The organism is Serinicoccus sediminis, from assembly GCF_004153545.1.
Classification (GTDB): domain Bacteria; phylum Actinomycetota; class Actinomycetes; order Actinomycetales; family Dermatophilaceae; genus Ornithinicoccus; species Ornithinicoccus sediminis_A.
This window is the reverse complement of sequence record NZ_SDVA01000001.1, coordinates 340712-355629: the sequence shown is the minus strand read 5'-3', so window position 1 is coordinate 355629 and position 14918 is coordinate 340712. Positions and strand designations below refer to the sequence as shown.

General features: G+C 73.4%; 14 protein-coding genes. 10 read left to right on the top strand and 4 right to left on the bottom strand.

Annotated elements, in window-relative coordinates:
• Positions 1-37 precede the first annotated feature (37 nt).
• A complete protein-coding gene (locus EUS26_RS01680; protein WP_130011421.1) occupies positions 38-1933 on the bottom strand; it encodes a methylmalonyl-CoA mutase family protein in 1896 nt (631 codons plus the stop codon).
• A gap of 106 nt (positions 1934-2039) precedes the next feature.
• On the opposite strand from EUS26_RS01680, the gene EUS26_RS01675 reads away from it, so the two are divergent.
• Positions 2040-2438: a hypothetical protein gene (locus tag EUS26_RS01675; RefSeq protein ID WP_130011420.1), complete on the top strand. Its 399-nt coding sequence runs from the start codon at positions 2040-2042 to the stop codon at positions 2436-2438.
• Between the two features lie 23 nt (positions 2439-2461).
• Here the strand turns inward: EUS26_RS01675 and hisC are convergent, their stop codons facing one another.
• A complete protein-coding gene (hisC, locus tag EUS26_RS01670; protein WP_130011419.1) occupies positions 2462-3553 on the bottom strand; it encodes a histidinol-phosphate transaminase in 1092 nt (363 codons plus the stop codon).
• A 41-nt stretch (positions 3554-3594) separates the two neighbouring features.
• Here hisC and EUS26_RS01665 point away from each other — a divergent pair, with 41 nt between their 5' ends.
• The 4 genes from EUS26_RS01665 (at position 3595) to EUS26_RS01650 (ending at position 7906) form a co-directional block, all read left to right on the top strand.
• Positions 3595-3978, top strand: coding sequence for a phage holin family protein (locus tag EUS26_RS01665; protein ID WP_130011418.1), 384 nt, complete (start codon positions 3595-3597; stop codon positions 3976-3978).
• Between the two features lie 133 nt (positions 3979-4111).
• Positions 4112-5293: a pyruvate dehydrogenase (acetyl-transferring) E1 component subunit alpha gene (pdhA, locus tag EUS26_RS01660; RefSeq protein WP_130011417.1), complete on the top strand. Its 1182-nt coding sequence runs from the start codon at positions 4112-4114 to the stop codon at positions 5291-5293.
• 9 nt (positions 5294-5302) lie between these two features.
• Complete coding sequence (locus EUS26_RS01655; RefSeq protein ID WP_130011416.1) at positions 5303-6328, top strand: alpha-ketoacid dehydrogenase subunit beta; 1026 nt, start codon at positions 5303-5305, stop codon at positions 6326-6328.
• Between the two features lie 54 nt (positions 6329-6382).
• The gene (locus EUS26_RS01650) at positions 6383-7906 is read left to right on the top strand and encodes a dihydrolipoamide acetyltransferase family protein (RefSeq protein WP_130011415.1); all 1524 of its coding nucleotides are present in this window, start codon (positions 6383-6385) and stop codon (positions 7904-7906) included.
• 76 nt (positions 7907-7982) lie between these two features.
• Here the strand turns inward: EUS26_RS01650 and EUS26_RS01645 are convergent, their stop codons facing one another.
• Positions 7983-8963, bottom strand: coding sequence for a DUF368 domain-containing protein (locus EUS26_RS01645; RefSeq protein ID WP_130011414.1), 981 nt, complete (start codon positions 8961-8963; stop codon positions 7983-7985).
• Between the two features lie 519 nt (positions 8964-9482).
• On the opposite strand from EUS26_RS01645, the gene EUS26_RS01640 reads away from it, so the two are divergent.
• Positions 9483-9884: a hypothetical protein gene (locus tag EUS26_RS01640; protein WP_130011413.1), complete on the top strand. Its 402-nt coding sequence runs from the start codon at positions 9483-9485 to the stop codon at positions 9882-9884.
• A gap of 3 nt (positions 9885-9887) precedes the next feature.
• Here the strand turns inward: EUS26_RS01640 and EUS26_RS01635 are convergent, their stop codons facing one another.
• Positions 9888-10781 (bottom strand): maleylpyruvate isomerase family mycothiol-dependent enzyme, encoded by an 894-nt coding sequence (locus EUS26_RS01635; RefSeq protein ID WP_165368458.1) that lies wholly within the window; start codon positions 10779-10781, stop codon positions 9888-9890.
• 66 nt (positions 10782-10847) lie between these two features.
• On the opposite strand from EUS26_RS01635, the gene EUS26_RS01630 reads away from it, so the two are divergent.
• Genes EUS26_RS01630 through EUS26_RS01615 form a run of 4 tightly spaced genes read left to right on the top strand, consistent with a single transcriptional unit; the run spans position 10848 to position 14422 of the window.
• Entirely contained in the window at positions 10848-12860 is a 2013-nt protein-coding gene (locus EUS26_RS01630) for a bifunctional copper resistance protein CopD/cytochrome c oxidase assembly protein (protein WP_130011411.1), read from the top strand.
• Positions 12857-13687, top strand: coding sequence for a carbon-nitrogen family hydrolase (locus EUS26_RS01625; RefSeq protein WP_130011410.1), 831 nt, complete (start codon positions 12857-12859; stop codon positions 13685-13687). Before EUS26_RS01630 ends, EUS26_RS01625 begins: the two co-directional genes overlap by 4 nt.
• A 46-nt stretch (positions 13688-13733) precedes the next feature.
• On the top strand, positions 13734-13967 hold the full coding sequence (locus EUS26_RS01620; RefSeq protein ID WP_130011409.1) for a DUF6458 family protein: 234 nt from the start codon (positions 13734-13736) through the stop codon (positions 13965-13967).
• Positions 13968-14002: 35 nt separating this feature from the next.
• Entirely contained in the window at positions 14003-14422 is a 420-nt protein-coding gene (locus EUS26_RS01615; protein ID WP_130011408.1) for a GtrA family protein, read from the top strand.
• Positions 14423-14918: the final 496 nt, after the last annotated feature.

Below are 14918 nucleotides of genomic sequence, written 5' to 3'. Positions count from 1 at the left end.
TGAGGGGAGAGCGGGACCTGGCTGAAGTCGGGGATGGTCATCGGGCCACCTCCAGGGTGTCGAGCAGGCCGTCGAGGAAGGCGACCACGTCCATGCCGGCCCGCACCGTGCCGTCGACGAGGGGCGCGGCGTCGCTGCCCAGCTCGCGCTCGGAGCCGGCGAGGAGCACCCGGCGCGCGCCGGCCTCCCGGAGGGCGCGGGCGACGGCGGGGCCGTGCTCGGCGTAGCGGTCGGCGGAGGAGGTGAGGATCGCCACGGGCGGGCCGAGCTCCTGCAGCGCGGTCGCGAAGACCTGAGGGTCGGTGCCCTCTACAAGGTTCCCCCGGATGCCGGCGGCCGCGAGGAGGCTGGTGGTGAAGGTCTCCCGGGCGCCGAAGTCGCGCCGGGCGCCGATCCCGGCGAGCAGCACCTGCGGGGGTGCGCCGTGCCGCTCGGCGTGGGCGGAGGACCGGTCGCGCAGGGCCTCGAAGACAGCGGCGTCCCGGACGCGCGGCAGCCCGCCGGTGGCCCGCGCGGGCCGGGGCACGCGCACCAGGGGGGTCTCGTCGACCGCGGGGAAGCTGCTGACACCGGTGATGGGGGCGGTGCGGTCCGCGACCCGCCGGGCCCGCTCCTCCCGGCTCGCGGCGAGCAGGTCCTGCACGAGCGACGAGTGGTCGAGCGCGTGCACGAGACCGCCCTCGGCCTCGACCCGCTGCACCACCTCCCAGGCCCGTGCGGCGAGGTCGTCGGTGAGCGACTCGACGTAACCCGACCCCCCGGCGGGGTCGGTGACCCGGCCGATCCCGGCCTCCTCGGCCAGCACCACCTGCGTGTTGCGGGCCACCCGGCGGGAGAAGGCGTCGGGGAAGCCGTGCACGTGGTCGAAGGGCAGCACAGTGACGGCCTCGGCGCCCCCGACCGCCGCGGCGAAGGTGGCGGTCGTCGCGCGCAGCATGTTGACCCACGGGTCGTCCCGGGTGAGCATCCGCCACGAGGTCACCGCGTGCTGGCGCGCCCCTCGCTGCCGCTCCGGCACCCCGCACTCCTGGAGCACCCGGGCCCACAGCACCCGCAGCGCCCGGAGCCGGGCGATGGTGAGGAACTGGTCGGCGCCCGCCGAGACGCGGAAGTCCACCTGGTCGGCGGCCTGCGCCGGCCCGACCCCGGCGGCGTCCAGGATGCGCAGGTGGGCGATCCCGGCGGCCACGCTCAGCGCCAGCTCGTCGACGTCGGAGCCGCCCGCGTCGTGGTAGACGCATCCGTCGACGGTCACCGCCCGGACCCCGGGGTGCCGGGTGCGGACGTAGGCGGCCAGCTCACCGACCCCCGCGACGTCGACCGGCCTCCCGGTGATCGCGGCGTGCGCCACCGGGTCGAGGCCGAGGTTGCTGCCCGGGGCGAGCGGCACACCGCGCTCGACGGAGACGGCGAGCAGCGCGCGCGCCGCGGTGCCCTGGTCGTCCTCGCTGGAGACGACGACGGGCGCGAGGCCCAGCTCGACGCCCGAGAGGAGCCGACCGAGGTCGCTCGGCGCGACCGCGCCGGCCCCGACCTCGACCCACAGCGAGGTGGCGCCGCGCTCGAGGTCGGCCAGCACCGCGTCCGCGCCGGCGGTGGTGTCCGGGTCGTCGTGCAGGGCCCGCACGTCCCACGCGCCCCCGGTCCGGACCGTGGTGCCCCGGCGGAACGGCGCGACGCCCGGCTGCCCCAGGTCACCCTCCGAGGAGGGGTAGAGCGGCTCGATCGTCAGCCCGTCGACGGTGCGGGTGCGCAGGGCGTCGAGGCACTGCTCGGCGGAGAGCTGGCGGTCGGCGGGGCGTCTGCGGTTGAGCACCCGGACGGCCTGCTCCTCCCACTGCTCCCGCGTCACCTCGGGGAAGGAGGAGGCCAGGTCGAGCACCTCGGGCATCGCGTCGACGACGTCCTCGGCCGGCTGGATCGGCTCCTCCATCGGTTGCGCTCTCCCTCGAGTGACGGACACGTCACCTGGATCGTAGCGTCGCGCCCGACCCGCCCGCCGCGCGGCCGACTACTGTGGAGGGACCGAAGGAGGCCCGATGACTCTCTCCCCCCACGGCTCCACCGCCGTGGCCACCGGCTCCCTGCGCAAGGGCATCCCGGTCATGCTGCTCGGCGGCATCCTCGCCTGGGTGGCCGGCCAGTCCTGGAGCGTGCAACGAGGGTCCGGCGAGGTCTTCCAGGTCCTCATGGCCTACGGCAACCTCGCCGTCATGGCGGTCGCCGCCCAGCTCATCGCCGGTCCCCGTGGCCGCGGCTGGATGATGGCCACGGCCGGGTCGCTCGGGATGACCGTGCCGTGGTTCTTCGGCCTCGCGGTGGCCCAGCAGGGCCAGGGGGTGCTGGTGCCGACGGTGATCGTCGCGGTCACCAGCTGGGTGATGACGTACGTCGTCGCGACGGTCACCCGGCGGATGCTCGGCAACCGGCACACCTGAGGAGCGTCCTCAGACCCGCCCCTTCAGGCGCGCGTCGACAGCCACTCCCGCGCCACGTCCAGCAGCCGGTCGTTGGCCTCGGTCTCGCCGATGGTGCACCGGACCCCGTCGCCGGCGAACGGGCGCACCATGAGCCCGCGGGCCTGGGCCGCCTGGGCGAAGGGCACGGCGTCGTCGGCGAGCGGCAGCCAGCAGAAGTTGCCCTGCGCCTGCGGCACGTCCCACCCCTGCTCGCGCAGGGCCGCAACGACCCGGTCACGCTCGGCCACCAGCTCCTCGACCCGCGCCAGCAGCTCGTCCCGCGCCTCGAGGCTCGCGATCGCCGCCTGCTGCGCCAGGTCGGTCACCCCGAACGGCGTCGCCGCCTTGCGCAGGGCGGTCGCGATCTCGGGGTGCGCCACGGCATACCCCACCCGCAGCCCGGCCAGCCCGTAGGCCTTGGAGAAGGTGCGCAGCACCACGACGTTGGCCCGCGCCTCGGCGACGGCGAGCGCGTCCGGCACCGACTCCTCGGTGGTGAACTCGAGGTAGGCCTCGTCGATGACGACGAGCACGTCGGTGGGCACCCGGTCGAGGAAGGCCTCGAGCTCGTCGGCGCGGACCGCCGGGCCGGTCGGGTTGTTGGGGGTGCAGACGAGCACCAGCCGGGTGCGCTCGGTGATGGCGTCGGCCATCGCGTCCAGGTCGTGCCGGGCGTCCTGGTCCAGCGGCACCTGCACCGAGGTCGCACCGGAGAGCGCGACGACGATCGGGTATGCCTCGAAGCTGCGCCAGGCGTAGACCACCTCGTCGCCCGGGTCGCAGGTGATCGCGACGAGCTGGGTGAGGACGGCGACGCTGCCGGTGCCGGTGGCGACGTGCCCGGCCGGCACGCCGAGGTCGGCGGCCAGCGCCTCGGTGAGCGCCACCACGCCCATGTCCGGGTAGCGGTTGACGTCCTGCGCGGCCCGCGAGATCGCGTCCAGCACCGAGGGCAGCGGGGGGTGCGGGTTCTCGTTGGAGGAGATCTTGTAGGCGGTGACCCCCTCGACCGGCGCCGGCGGCTTCCCCGGGACGTACGCGGGGACACCGGCCAGGGCGGAGCGCAGGCGGACGGGGCAGGGCTGCTCGGTCATGAGGTCAGCGTAGCCACGCCCTCCCGTGGGACGATGCGGGTATGAAGCTCCTCGCCACGATCGTCGCCAACGGTGTCGCCCTCTGGGTCGCCTCCGCCATCGTCTCCGGCATCGAGTTCGGCGGGCAGGGCGTGTCGCAGCTGCTCACCATCATCGGTGTCGCGCTCGTCTTCGGCCTCGTCAACGCCGTCGTCCGCCCGCTGGTCCAGCTGCTCTCGCTGCCGCTCATCGTGCTGACCCTCGGGCTCTTCCTCGTCGTCATCAACGCGCTCATGCTGCTGCTGACGTCCTGGCTGTCCGGTGTCCTCGGTCTCAACTTCAGCGTCGACGACTTCTTCTGGGACGCCGTCCTCGGGTCGATCATCATCTCGATCGTCTCGCTGTTCGTGAGCATGCTGCTCCCGGACGGGCGCGAGCGGGCCTGAGCCCACGGGATCGCCGGAGGCTCGTGCCACCCGGGCCCGGGCCGCCCGGCGCCGGGGCGTGCCCGGTGCCCCGAGGTCAGGTTGACGTCTGCGGTAACGTTCCGGCCAGGTCAACGGCAGAAGGAGTTTTTGGGTGAGCGACGACGAGGTCGCGCCGGAGGGCGCCACCCCCACCGGCCACGCACCACCGGAGCGGGACATCACCGACGGCGGGCCGGACATGGTCCAGTTCCTCGCCGCGGACGGCACCCGGCTGGAGGTGACCCCGCAGACCGAGCCGTACGCCGCATACCTCGACGACCTCGACGACGACGACCTGCGCGGGCTGCTGCGCGACCTCATCCTGGTCCGTCGCGTCGACGCCGAAGGGTTCGCGCTGCAGCGCCAGGGCGAGCTCGGGCTGTGGCCCAGCCTGCTCGGCCAGGAGGCCGCCCAGGTCGGTCCCGGGCGGGCGATGAGGCCGCAGGACTACGCCTTCCCCGGCTACCGCGAGCACGGCGTGGCCTGGTGCAAGGGGGTGGACCCGGAGAACCTGCTCGGCATGTTCCGGGGGGTCAACCACGGCGGGTGGGACTCCAACGACAACAACTTCCACCTCTACACCATCGTCATCGGCAACCAGATGCTGCACGCCGTCGGCTACGCCATGGGCGTGGACCGGGACGGCGCGGTCGGCACCGGCGACCCCGAGCGGGACACCGCCGTCATGGCGTTCACCGGTGACGGCGGCACCGCGCAGGGCGACTTCAACGAGTCGCTCGTCTTCGCCGCGGTGACCAACGCGCCCGTCGTGTTCTACGTGCAGAACAACCACTGGGCGATCTCCGAGCCCAACGACCGGCAGTTCACCATCCCGCCCTACCGCCGCGCCGACGGCTTCGGCTTCCCCGGGATCCGGGTCGACGGCAACGACGTGCTCGCCAGCTATGCCGTGAGCCGCTACGCCCTCGACCGCGCCCGCAGCGGGCAGGGCCCGACCCTCGTCGAGGCGTTCACCTACCGCATGGGGGCCCACACGACCTCCGACGACCCGACGAAGTACCGCATCTCCGCCGAGGTCGACGCCTGGAAGGCGAAGGACCCGATCGACCGGATGACGGCATACCTCACGAGCACCGGGGCCGTCGACGACGCCTGGGTCGAGGAGACCCAGGCCGAGGCCGACCGGCTCGCCGCCCGGATCCGCAAGGCGTGCCAGACGATGCCCGACCCGCCGCACGAGGAGATGTTCGCGCACGTGTACGCCGAGCCGCACCGGCTGGTCGAGCGCGAGGCGCAGGTCTTCGCCGACTACCAGGCCGACTTCGAGGACTGAGGGGCACCGATGAGCACGCAGACCGCGCCGGGCACGGCGACCCGGATGACCATCGCCAAGGCGCTCAACGCCGGCATGCGCGCGGCCATGGAGCGCGACCCCAAGGTCGTCCTCATGGGCGAGGACGTCGGCAAGCTCGGCGGCGTCTTCCGCATCACGGAGGGTTTGCAGAAGGACTTCGGCGAGGACCGCGTCGTCGACACCCCGCTCGCCGAGTCCGGGATCATGGGCGCCGCGGTCGGTATGGCGCTGCGCGGCTACCGCCCGGTCGTCGAGATCCAGTTCGACGGGTTCGTCTACCCCGCCTTCGACCAGATCGTCAGCCAGGTCGCCAAGATGCACAACCGCAGCCTGGGTGCGCTCAAGGTGCCGATGGTCATCCGCATTCCCTACGGCGGCGGCATCGGGGCGGTCGAGCACCACAGCGAGTCCAACGAGTCCTACTTCGCGCACACCGCCGGGCTGCGGGTCGTCACGTGCTCCAGCACCGAGGACGCCTACTGGATGATGCAGCAGGCGATCGCCAGCGACGACCCTGTCGTGTTCTACGAGCCCAAGCGCCGCTACCACGAGCGCGGGGTCCTCGACCTCGGCGAGCACGGCGGGGCGCTGGAGGACGCGCCGCACGCGCTCGAGGACGCCGTCGTCCGGGTCGAGGGCAGCGACGTCACCGTGCTCACCTACGGCCCGATGGTCAAGGTGGCGCACGCCGCCGCCCAGGCCGCCGAGCTGGAGGACGGCCCGTCGATCGAGGTCGTCGACCTGCGCTCGCTGTCGCCGCTGGACACCGACGTCATCGAGGCGTCGGTGAGGAAGACGGGGCGGTGCATCGCGCTGTCCGAGGCGCAGACCTTCGCCAGCATCACCTCCGAGCTCGCGGCGCACGTGCAGGAGCACTGCTTCTACCACCTCGAGGCGCCGGTCCTGCGGGTCGGCGGCTACAACATCCCCTACCCGCCGAGCCGGCACGAGGAGGTCTTCCTCCCCGACCTCGACCGCGTCCTGCACGCCGTCGAGACCCTGCTCGAGTACTGACCCACCCGCTCACGCCCAGACCAGCTCAGCCAGTCCACCCAGGAGGCGGCCCTCGTGCCCGAGTTCAAGCTCCCCGACCCCGGCGAAGGCCTCGTCGAGGCGACGATCATCCAGTGGAAGGTCGCCGAGGGCGACACCGTGAAGACCAACGACATCGTGGTCGAGGTGGAGACCGCGAAGTCGCTCGTCGAGCTGCCCATCCCGTGGGAGGGCACGGTGACCAAGATCCTGGCCGCCGAGGGCGACGAGGTCGAGGTCGGCACGCCCATCGTGGTCGTCGACGACGGCACCGGTGGTGAGGGCGAGGACGGCGCGGGGGAGCAGTCCGGCACGGACGTCGAGGACGTCACCGACGAGGACGCCGCGGCGTCCGACGACCTGGTGCCCAGCCCGCCCGAGGGCGGCGAGGGCGGCACCGGCAGCACCCGCGAGGCGATGCTCGTCGGCTACGGGGCGATCGAGGGCTCGACCACCCGCCGCAAGCGCCGCCGGGGGGCCTCCGGCGCCGAGGCCGAGACCGCGGCCGCCCCGCAGCGCAAGGCCAAGGCCTCACCGCCGGTGCGCAAGTACGCCAAGGACCGCGGCGTCGACATCAACGCGGTGGCCGCGGCCGGCCCGACCGGCATCGTGCGCCGCTCCGACATCGACGCCCACCTGGAGGGCGCCGGCGCCGCGCCCACCACCCCACCGGGCGCCGCGGATGGTTCGCCCTCGACCCCACCGGGCGTCGCGGATGGTTCCCCCTCGACCCCACCGGGCGTCGCGAATGGTTCCCCCGCGCCCGAGGCTGGCGGTCGCTCGGGTGAGACGGCCGGCGAGGCCGGGCGGTCGGCATACCAGCGGCCGGTGTTCGACCGCTCCGGCGATCGGGAGGAGCGCACCGACGTCAAGGGCGTGCGCAAGATGACCGCCCAGGCCATGGTCGGGTCGGCCTTCAGCGCGCCGCACGTCACCGAGTTCATCACCGTCGACGTCACCCGGACGATGGAGCTCATCGACCGGCTCAAGGCGGACCGGGCGTTCCGTGACCTGCGGATCAACCCGCTCCTCGTCCTGGCCAAGGCGATGACGGTCGCGGTCCGGCGCAACCCGGGCATGAACGCCGTCTGGGACGAGGACGCGCAGCAGATCGTGCAGCGCAACTACGTCAACCTCGGCATCGCCGCCGCGACCCCGCGCGGGCTGGTCGTCCCGAACATCAAGGACGCCGACCTCATGGACCTGCGGCAGCTCGCCGAGGCGATGACCGACCTCGTGGCGACCGCCAAGGCCGGGCGCACGCAGCCGGCCGACATGTCCGGCGGCACCATCACCATCACCAACGTCGGGGTTTTCGGCGTCGACACCGGCACCCCGATCATCAACCCGGGCGAGTCCGCGATCGTCTGCTTCGGCGCGGTCCGGCGGATGCCGTGGGTCGTCGGCGGGGGCGAGCACGAGCGGATCGAACCGCGCTGGGTCACCCAGCTCGCGGTGAGCTTCGACCACCGGCTCATCGACGGCGAGCTGGGCTCGCGGTTCCTCTCCGACCTGGCCACCCTCCTGGAGGACCCTGCCCGGGCGCTCGCCTGGGCCTGAGCCGGACTTCTGGACATACGTTTCTGGACGACGGGTCCCAGAACCCTCTGTCCAGATCGGTATGCCGCCGCGCGGCTCAGCCGTCGCTGTCCCGCCCCGCGTCACCGTCGCTGCTGCGGGCCTCGACGACCACGAGCACGGCGACGACGGCGGCGCCGAGGAGGGCCAGCAGGACCGGGCCGAGGACCGGGGCGTAGGGCGCCACCAGGGCTCCCGGGCCGTGGTCGTCGCCACCGGCCGACTCCTGCCAGGGCCACAGGGCGCGCAGCGAGCCGACCATGAGGCCGGCCATGACGATGAGCGTGGACCGGCGGTGGTGCTCCAGGAGCCAGCTGAGCAGCTGGACGAAGGACGCCAGCCCGGTGGCCGCCCCCAGGGCGAAGACGCCGATGTAGACGAGGTCGCGGGAGTCCACCGCGTCGAGGGTGGTGGTGTAGAGCCCGACCGCCAGCAGGAAGAACGACCCGGACACCCCCGGCACCACCAGCGCGCAGATGGCCACCGCGGCGGCACCGAAGACGAGGGTCAGCGGGGGGTCGGCGACGGCCTGACCGCCGGCGAAGCCGATGAGCGTCCAGGCCAGCACGGCCGCTCCCACCGCCAGCACGACCTCCAGCCAGACCGGTCGACGCCGCTCGGTCAGCATCCGCAGCGGCACGACCACGCTGGTCGCGACCATGCCGAGGAAGAGCCCGCGGGCGTGCTCCGGCGACTCGGTGACGAAACGGCTCATCACCCCGGCGACGGTGAGCACGGCCAGCGCCATCCCCGTCATGACCGGGACGAGCAGCCACCAGTTGGTGCGGCGCAGCTCGGTCAGGGCTCCCTGGACCCGGCCGTGCTCACCGCCGACCACCAGCGCCTTGGCCGCCGAGACGACGTGCGAGGCGCTGCCGATGAGCTGCTCGTAGAGCCCGGTGACGAGGGCGACGGTGCCGCCGGAGACCCCGGGGATGAGCTCGGCCATGCCGATGAGGAAGCCGCGCAGCAGGTCCAGCGGGAGCCACTTCCGGCTGCGGGTGGCGTGCTGCGACGTGGCGGGGGAGGTGTCGGTCACAGTCGGCCAGCCTACGTGGTGGGAGCGGTGCGGCAGCGCGTCCGGGACGCTGCGACGGAGGCGGTTATGGGGGTCGGCCGGTGTCCCTGCCCGGCCGACCCCCAGGGAGCCCTGCCGTCGTCCCTGGACGGCCAAGCCCCTCGCAGGCCGGGTTCCGGTGGGTCTCGCACCGTGGCCCGGCGGGTCTGGTGGGCTCTGAGGGCACAGGACGTCATCGTCGTCGTCCGCCAACGCTCGACATCGCCCGGCGCGCGCATGCCACGCCGACGACGGTCGCGCAGCCCGGGTGACAGAGGTCTCGCTCGGTCACGGCTGCGGGATGGCGGACCCGGACTGATCCTGTGCATCAGCTCCTTGGTCCCGCTGATTGAAGACCTTGTGAACGTAGCAGGCCCCGGCAGGTCCGTCCACCGCTGTGGCACCCCGGCCGCCGCAGCGCCGTGGGGTCGTGACGGGCGGGGAGGGGGCTGGGCCCGTCGGGCGGGCGAGGGGGTGACGGGCACGGCATACCATCGCCCCATGCCCCGGCCCCGCCTCAAGGACCGCATCTTCACCGCGTTGACGACCCTCGCCGCGGTGGTGGTGCTGGTCGTCGGGCTGTCCCGCGGCAACACCCGGGTCGCGGTGCTGGGGGCCGGGTTCTTCCTCGGGTATGCCGTGCTCCAGGCGGTGAGCCGCCGGCTGGAGCCGGCGGCCCGGCTGGTGACCGGCAGCGAGGCCGACCGGGCCGAGGCGCTGGCGCAGTTCCGCGCCACCCGGCTGGCCGCCCAGGGCGGGCTGGCCATCGCGCTCGTGGCCGTCATCCTCGACGTCACGCTCGGGTGGGGGCCCGGGCTGTGGGTGGCGGGCACCGTGCTGGCGGTGCTCGCGCTCTTCGTCGGTGGGCTGTGGTGTTTCAGCCGGGGCGCGCGGAGGCGCTGAGCCTCAGCGCGCCAGGACGAGGGCGTCGAGCACGGTCCGGGCCAGCTCCTCGTCGCCGTGCACGTGGTAGGCCGTGTCCTCGGTGGTGGTCCGACCGGCGGTCCGGCGCGCGAGGGCGTGGGTGGACATCGAGATGGTCGTGGTCGCCTCCTCGCCGGAGTCGGTGACCGGCACCTCCTCGCCCTCCTCCGCGGAGTGCCCGCTGAAGAGCTCGTGCGCCACCGGCTCGCCGTCCTCGTCGACGTCGATGCGCACCCCGGACCGCCCGGTCACCGGGCCCGTGCTCTCGAGGATGACGACGGTGCCCGGCTCGGGGGCGACGCGGCGCAGCACCACGCGGGGGAGCGCCTCCAGCACCATGGCGGTCCACTGGGCCGCGCCGTCACCGTCCAGGGACCCGGGCCGGCCCACGGCCTCCCGGATGTCCTGCTCGTGGGTCCAGACGTCGCAGAGGCGCCGCCGGACCAGCTCCTCGAAGGTCGAGTCCCGCCCCGGCATCGAGCGGACCGGGGAGTCCATGGCGAGGTCCTGCTGGTAGAGGTCGGCGCTGCGGATCTCGACCAGGCCCCGCAGCTCGTTGAGCAGCTGCTCCGGGGTGAGGGCGTCACGTGAGCGCACCCCCTGCTCGATCCAGACGCCCCGCTCGTTCCGCACGTGCTCCGGCGAGCCGACCTCGATGGTCTGCCGGACGACCGGGTGCTCGGAGCCGGACAGGTAGTCCTCCAGGTGCACGGTGTGGGCCACGTGGTCGCGCACCGACCAGCCGGGGCAGTCGGTGGGCAGGTCCCACTCCGCCTCGCGCAGGCCGTCGCAGGTGTTGACCATCGACAGCAGCACCTGACGGTAGGCCTCCACGTATCCGGGGACGTCGGCGGGCGGGGAGGGATGAACGACCATGCCCGCCACCCTAACGACCCTGGGCGGCCGGCGCGGGCTGTCGGTGCGGCTCCGTAGCATGGGGGTATGTCGTTGCGCCAGGCCTCTCCGCCGGTCCCGCCGGTGCAGCAGGGTGCGCCGGGGGGTGCGGCCCTGCGCTGGACCGTGCCGGCGACGACCCTCCTGACGGCGCTGGTGGTGGCGGTGCCGGCGGCCGCGCTGAGCGGGGCCGCCGCACCGCTGGTGCTCGGCGACGCCGGCCCGGTGGTGCGCTGGGGGATGGTGCTGCTCACGGTGGTCCACCACCTGGCGGCCGCCCTGACCGTGGGCCTGCTCGTGGCGGCGGCCTTCCTGGTCCGGGAGGGCCGGGGCACCGACCGCCGGGGGGCCGCGGCGCGGGCGGCCGCCCTGTCCGCGCTGCTGTGGGCGGTGTCCTCGGCGGCGATCCTGGTGCTCGGGTTCGGCGACCTGGCCGGCATCCCCCCGGGGACCCCCGGCTATCTGTCCGACCTGCTGGCCAACCTGTGGGGCCTGGAGCTGATGCGCCTGCGGCTCATCGAGACGGTCCTGGTGGCGCTGCTCGTCCCGCTCGCGGCGGTCGCGCGCACCCGCGGCTCGCTCGCCTGGGCGGCGGCGCTGGCGCTCGCCGCGCTGCTGCCGCTCGCCTACGGCGGGCACGCCAGCGGCACCGACGGCCACGAGACGGCCGTGACCGCCCTGGCCCTGCACCTCGTCGGCATGTGCGTGTGGGTGGGCGGGCTCATGGCGCTCGGGCTGCTGCTCCCGCTGCTCGGCCCGGCGCTCCCCGAGACGCTGCGCCGCTACTCGGTGCTCGCCACGTGGTCCTACGTCGCCATCGGCCTGTCCGGGCTGCTGTTCGCCCTGCTCACCGTGGACGACCTCGGTGACCTGACCACCGCCTACTGGGCGCTCATCTGGGCCAAGGTGCTGCTGCTCGCCGTCCTGGGGGTCTTCGGCGCGGTGCAGCGCCGGCAGATCATCGCGCGGGGCGCTGACCGACCATGGCTGTTCGGCGCGCTCGCGGCCGGGGAGCTGGCCGTCATGGGGGCGGCGGTCGCCCTCGGGGCGGTGCTCTCGCGCACCCCGCCGCCCGTGGTGGAGTCGCCCACCGACGCCGACACCGCGGTCTTCGCGCTCACCGGCTACCCCCTGCCGCCGCCGTGGTCCACCGCGCGGCTGCTCGACGTGTGGCAGACCAACTGGCTCTTCCTCCTCGTCGCCCTGGTGGCGGTCGGGCTCTACGCCGCGGGCTGCGTACGCCTCTGGCGGCGCGGGGACCGCTGGCCGTGGTGGCGGCTGCTGGCGTGGGTGCTCGGGTGGGCGCTGTTCGTCTACGTCACCAGCGGCGCACCGGCCGTCTACGGCCGGGTCATGTTCTCCCAGCACATGATGATGCACATGGCGCTCATGATGGGGGTGCCGATCTTCCTCGTCCCCGCCCAGGCCATCACCCTCGCCTACCGCACGCTGCCCGCACGCCGGGACAAGACCCTCGGGCCCCGCGAGGTCCTCCTCGCCGTGGTGCACTCGAGGTGGGCGGCGTTCGTCGCCAACCCGCTGGTGGCCGGGGTCATCTTCTTCGGCAGCCTCATCGGGTTCTACTGGACCGGCCTGCTCGAGCTCGCGATGACCACCCACGTGGGGCACGTGCTCATGGTCGCCCACTTCACCCTGGCCGGCTTCGCCTTCGTGTGGGCGCTCGTCGGCCAGGACCCGGGGCCGGAGAAGTGGCCCGCGCCGCTGCGCATCCTCGTGCTCCTCGGCACCCTCGCCGCGCACGCCTTCTTCGGGCTGGCGCTGATGCAGGGCAGCTGGCTGCTCGCGCCCGGCTTCTACAAGGCGATCGAGGTGCCGTGGGTCCCCGACCTGCTCGCCGACCAGCAGGTCGGCGGGGCCATCGCCTGGGGGGTCGGAGAGCTGCCCACGGTGGTCCTCGTCCTCATGGTCATGGTGGACTGGATGCGCCGCGACGAGCGCGAGAGCGCCCGCTCGGACCGCCGGGCCGAGCGCGACGACGACGCCGAGCTCACGGCCTACAACGCGCACCTGCAGAGACTGGCCGAGAGGAGCCGACGGTGAAGGTCGCCATCATCCAGCTGGGGTATGCCGACGGCAGCGAGGAGAGCGTCGAGGCGCGGGCGGAGCGCGCCGCCGGGCTGGTGGCGCGGGCCGGGGCGGGCCACGACCTGGTGCTGCTGCCCGAGCTGTGGAGCGCCGGCGGCTTCGCGTCGAAGGAGTGGGAGGAGCGCAGCCAGGACCTCTCCGGGCTCGAGGACGGTCACCTGCCGCCCGCCCTGGTGCCGGTCGCGGAGGCGACGCGCGCGATCGGGGCCGTGGTGCATACCGGGTCCCACGTGGAGCGCACGGCCGAGCCGGGGGAGGAGGGGCGGCACCTGTGGAACACCTCGGTCGTCCTCGACCCGGAGGGCGCGGTGTGCGCGACCTACCGCAAGATCCACCGGTTCGGCTTCGGCGGGGGTGAGCCCAAGCTCATGGAGGCCGGCACCGAGCTCGTCGTGACCGAGCTGCCGGCGCCCGCGGACGGGCTGACGGCAGCCCTGTCGACCTGCTACGACCTGCGGTTCCCCGAGCTCTACCGGCTGCAGCTCGACCGGGGCGCCGAGGTGTTCGTCATCCCGTCGGCGTGGCCGATGGCCCGGGTGGAGCACTGGCGGCTGCTGCTGCGGGCCCGGGCGGTCGAGAACCAGTGCTACGTGGTCGCGGCCAACACCGCGGGCACCCACGCCGGGGTCGAGATGGGCGGGGCCAGCGCGGTCGTCGACCCCTCGGGCGTCGTGCTGGCCGAGGCCGGGGCAGGCGAGGAGACGCTGTCGGTCGAGATCGACCCCGGCGAGGTGACCCGGGTGCGCGAAGGGTTCCCGGTCCTGTCGGACCGGCGGCTGTGAGGGCTGCGGGCTAGGCTGTTCCCCAGCCACACCGAAAGGGTCTCTCATGGGTATCGGCATCGGAATCTTCCTGCTCGTCGTCGGCGCGGTCCTCACCTTCGCGATCCAGACCACCGTCGAGGGGGTCAACCTGGACATGGTCGGCTACATCTTCATGGCGGCCGGCGTGCTCTCGCTGCTGCTCGGCCTGGTGATGAACACCCAGCGCACCAACACCACCCACCGTGAGGTCGTCGACCGCGGAGCCGGCGCCGACGCGCGTCGCCGCGACGGCTACTGAGCGCCGCCGAGTCGTTCGCCCGGGCGCGGGCCCGGGTGCACGGTGCTCTCCCCGAGCCGGTCGCGCGCCTCGTCCCGGAGACCGCGGTCGGCTTCGCCGCCATCAGCGGCACCACCTACGCGATCGACCTCGCCGTGCTGGCGGTCCTCTTCGACGTCCTGCGCTGGCCCTACCCGGTCGCGGTCACCGCGGGCTACGTCGTCGCCTTCGGGCTGGCCTTCGTGCTCAACCGGTGGCTCAACTTCCAGAGCCACGGACCGCTCGGTCGCCAGACGGGGCGCTACGTCGTCACCGTCCTCGCCAACTACGTGCTCTTCATCCTGGCCCTGTCGACGACCCTGGAGTGGCTCGGCGTCCAGTACCTCCTCGCCCGCCTCGTCGCGGGCGCCTGCGAGGCCGTCTTCATGTACCTCATGATGCGCAGCTTCGTCTTCCGCCTGAAGCGCTACCCCTGACCTGCACAGGACGCGTGGTCAGGCCGCACAGGACGCGTGGTCAGGCCGCATAGGACGCGTGGTCAGCGCACACAAGACGTGCGGTCCTGCCGCCGTCACAGGTGACGCCGCAAGACCAGCCGCGGCAGCCGGCTCGCGGGCGCTGCGGTCTGCCCCACCACCTCGACACCGACCGTCTCGAACATCGCCCGGGTTCCACGAACGCCATCGTCGTGTCCATCCGCCCCGGCGGGTCGACCGGGTAGGCCTCCACCGCCGGTGCGCCGTGGGCTGCCGCATACTCGACGGCTCCTTCGATGACCCGCGACGTGTGACCGGGCCTGCGGTACCCGCCGCGCACGACGACGCAGACGATGCTCCAGACGGCGACGTCGTCGACCGGCCGCATCCGGGAGTGCACGAGCACCGGGATGTCGGCGCCGCCGAACCGGTGGCACGCACCATCAGTGCGTCGCGCGCCGGCTCGGGTTGACGACGTCGGCAAGGTCCTCGGACC

Excerpts from the sequence above, each read along its gene's own strand:
- EUS26_RS01680 (WP_130011421.1), bottom strand. The coding sequence starts at position 1,933 with ATGGAGGAGCCGATCCAGCCGGCCGAGGACGTCGTCGACGCGATGCCC.
- EUS26_RS01675 (WP_130011420.1), top strand. The coding sequence starts at position 2,040 with ATGACTCTCTCCCCCCACGGCTCCACCGCCGTGGCCACCGGCTCCCTG.
- hisC (WP_130011419.1), bottom strand. The coding sequence starts at position 3,553 with ATGACCGAGCAGCCCTGCCCCGTCCGCCTGCGCTCCGCCCTGGCCGGT.
- EUS26_RS01665 (WP_130011418.1), top strand. The coding sequence starts at position 3,595 with ATGAAGCTCCTCGCCACGATCGTCGCCAACGGTGTCGCCCTCTGGGTC.
- EUS26_RS01655 (WP_130011416.1), top strand. The coding sequence starts at position 5,303 with ATGAGCACGCAGACCGCGCCGGGCACGGCGACCCGGATGACCATCGCC.
- EUS26_RS01640 (WP_130011413.1), top strand. The coding sequence starts at position 9,483 with ATGCCCCGGCCCCGCCTCAAGGACCGCATCTTCACCGCGTTGACGACC.
- EUS26_RS01635 (WP_165368458.1), bottom strand. The coding sequence starts at position 10,781 with ATGGTCGTTCATCCCTCCCCGCCCGCCGACGTCCCCGGATACGTGGAG.
- EUS26_RS01630 (WP_130011411.1), top strand. The coding sequence starts at position 10,848 with ATGTCGTTGCGCCAGGCCTCTCCGCCGGTCCCGCCGGTGCAGCAGGGT.
- EUS26_RS01620 (WP_130011409.1), top strand. The coding sequence starts at position 13,734 with ATGGGTATCGGCATCGGAATCTTCCTGCTCGTCGTCGGCGCGGTCCTC.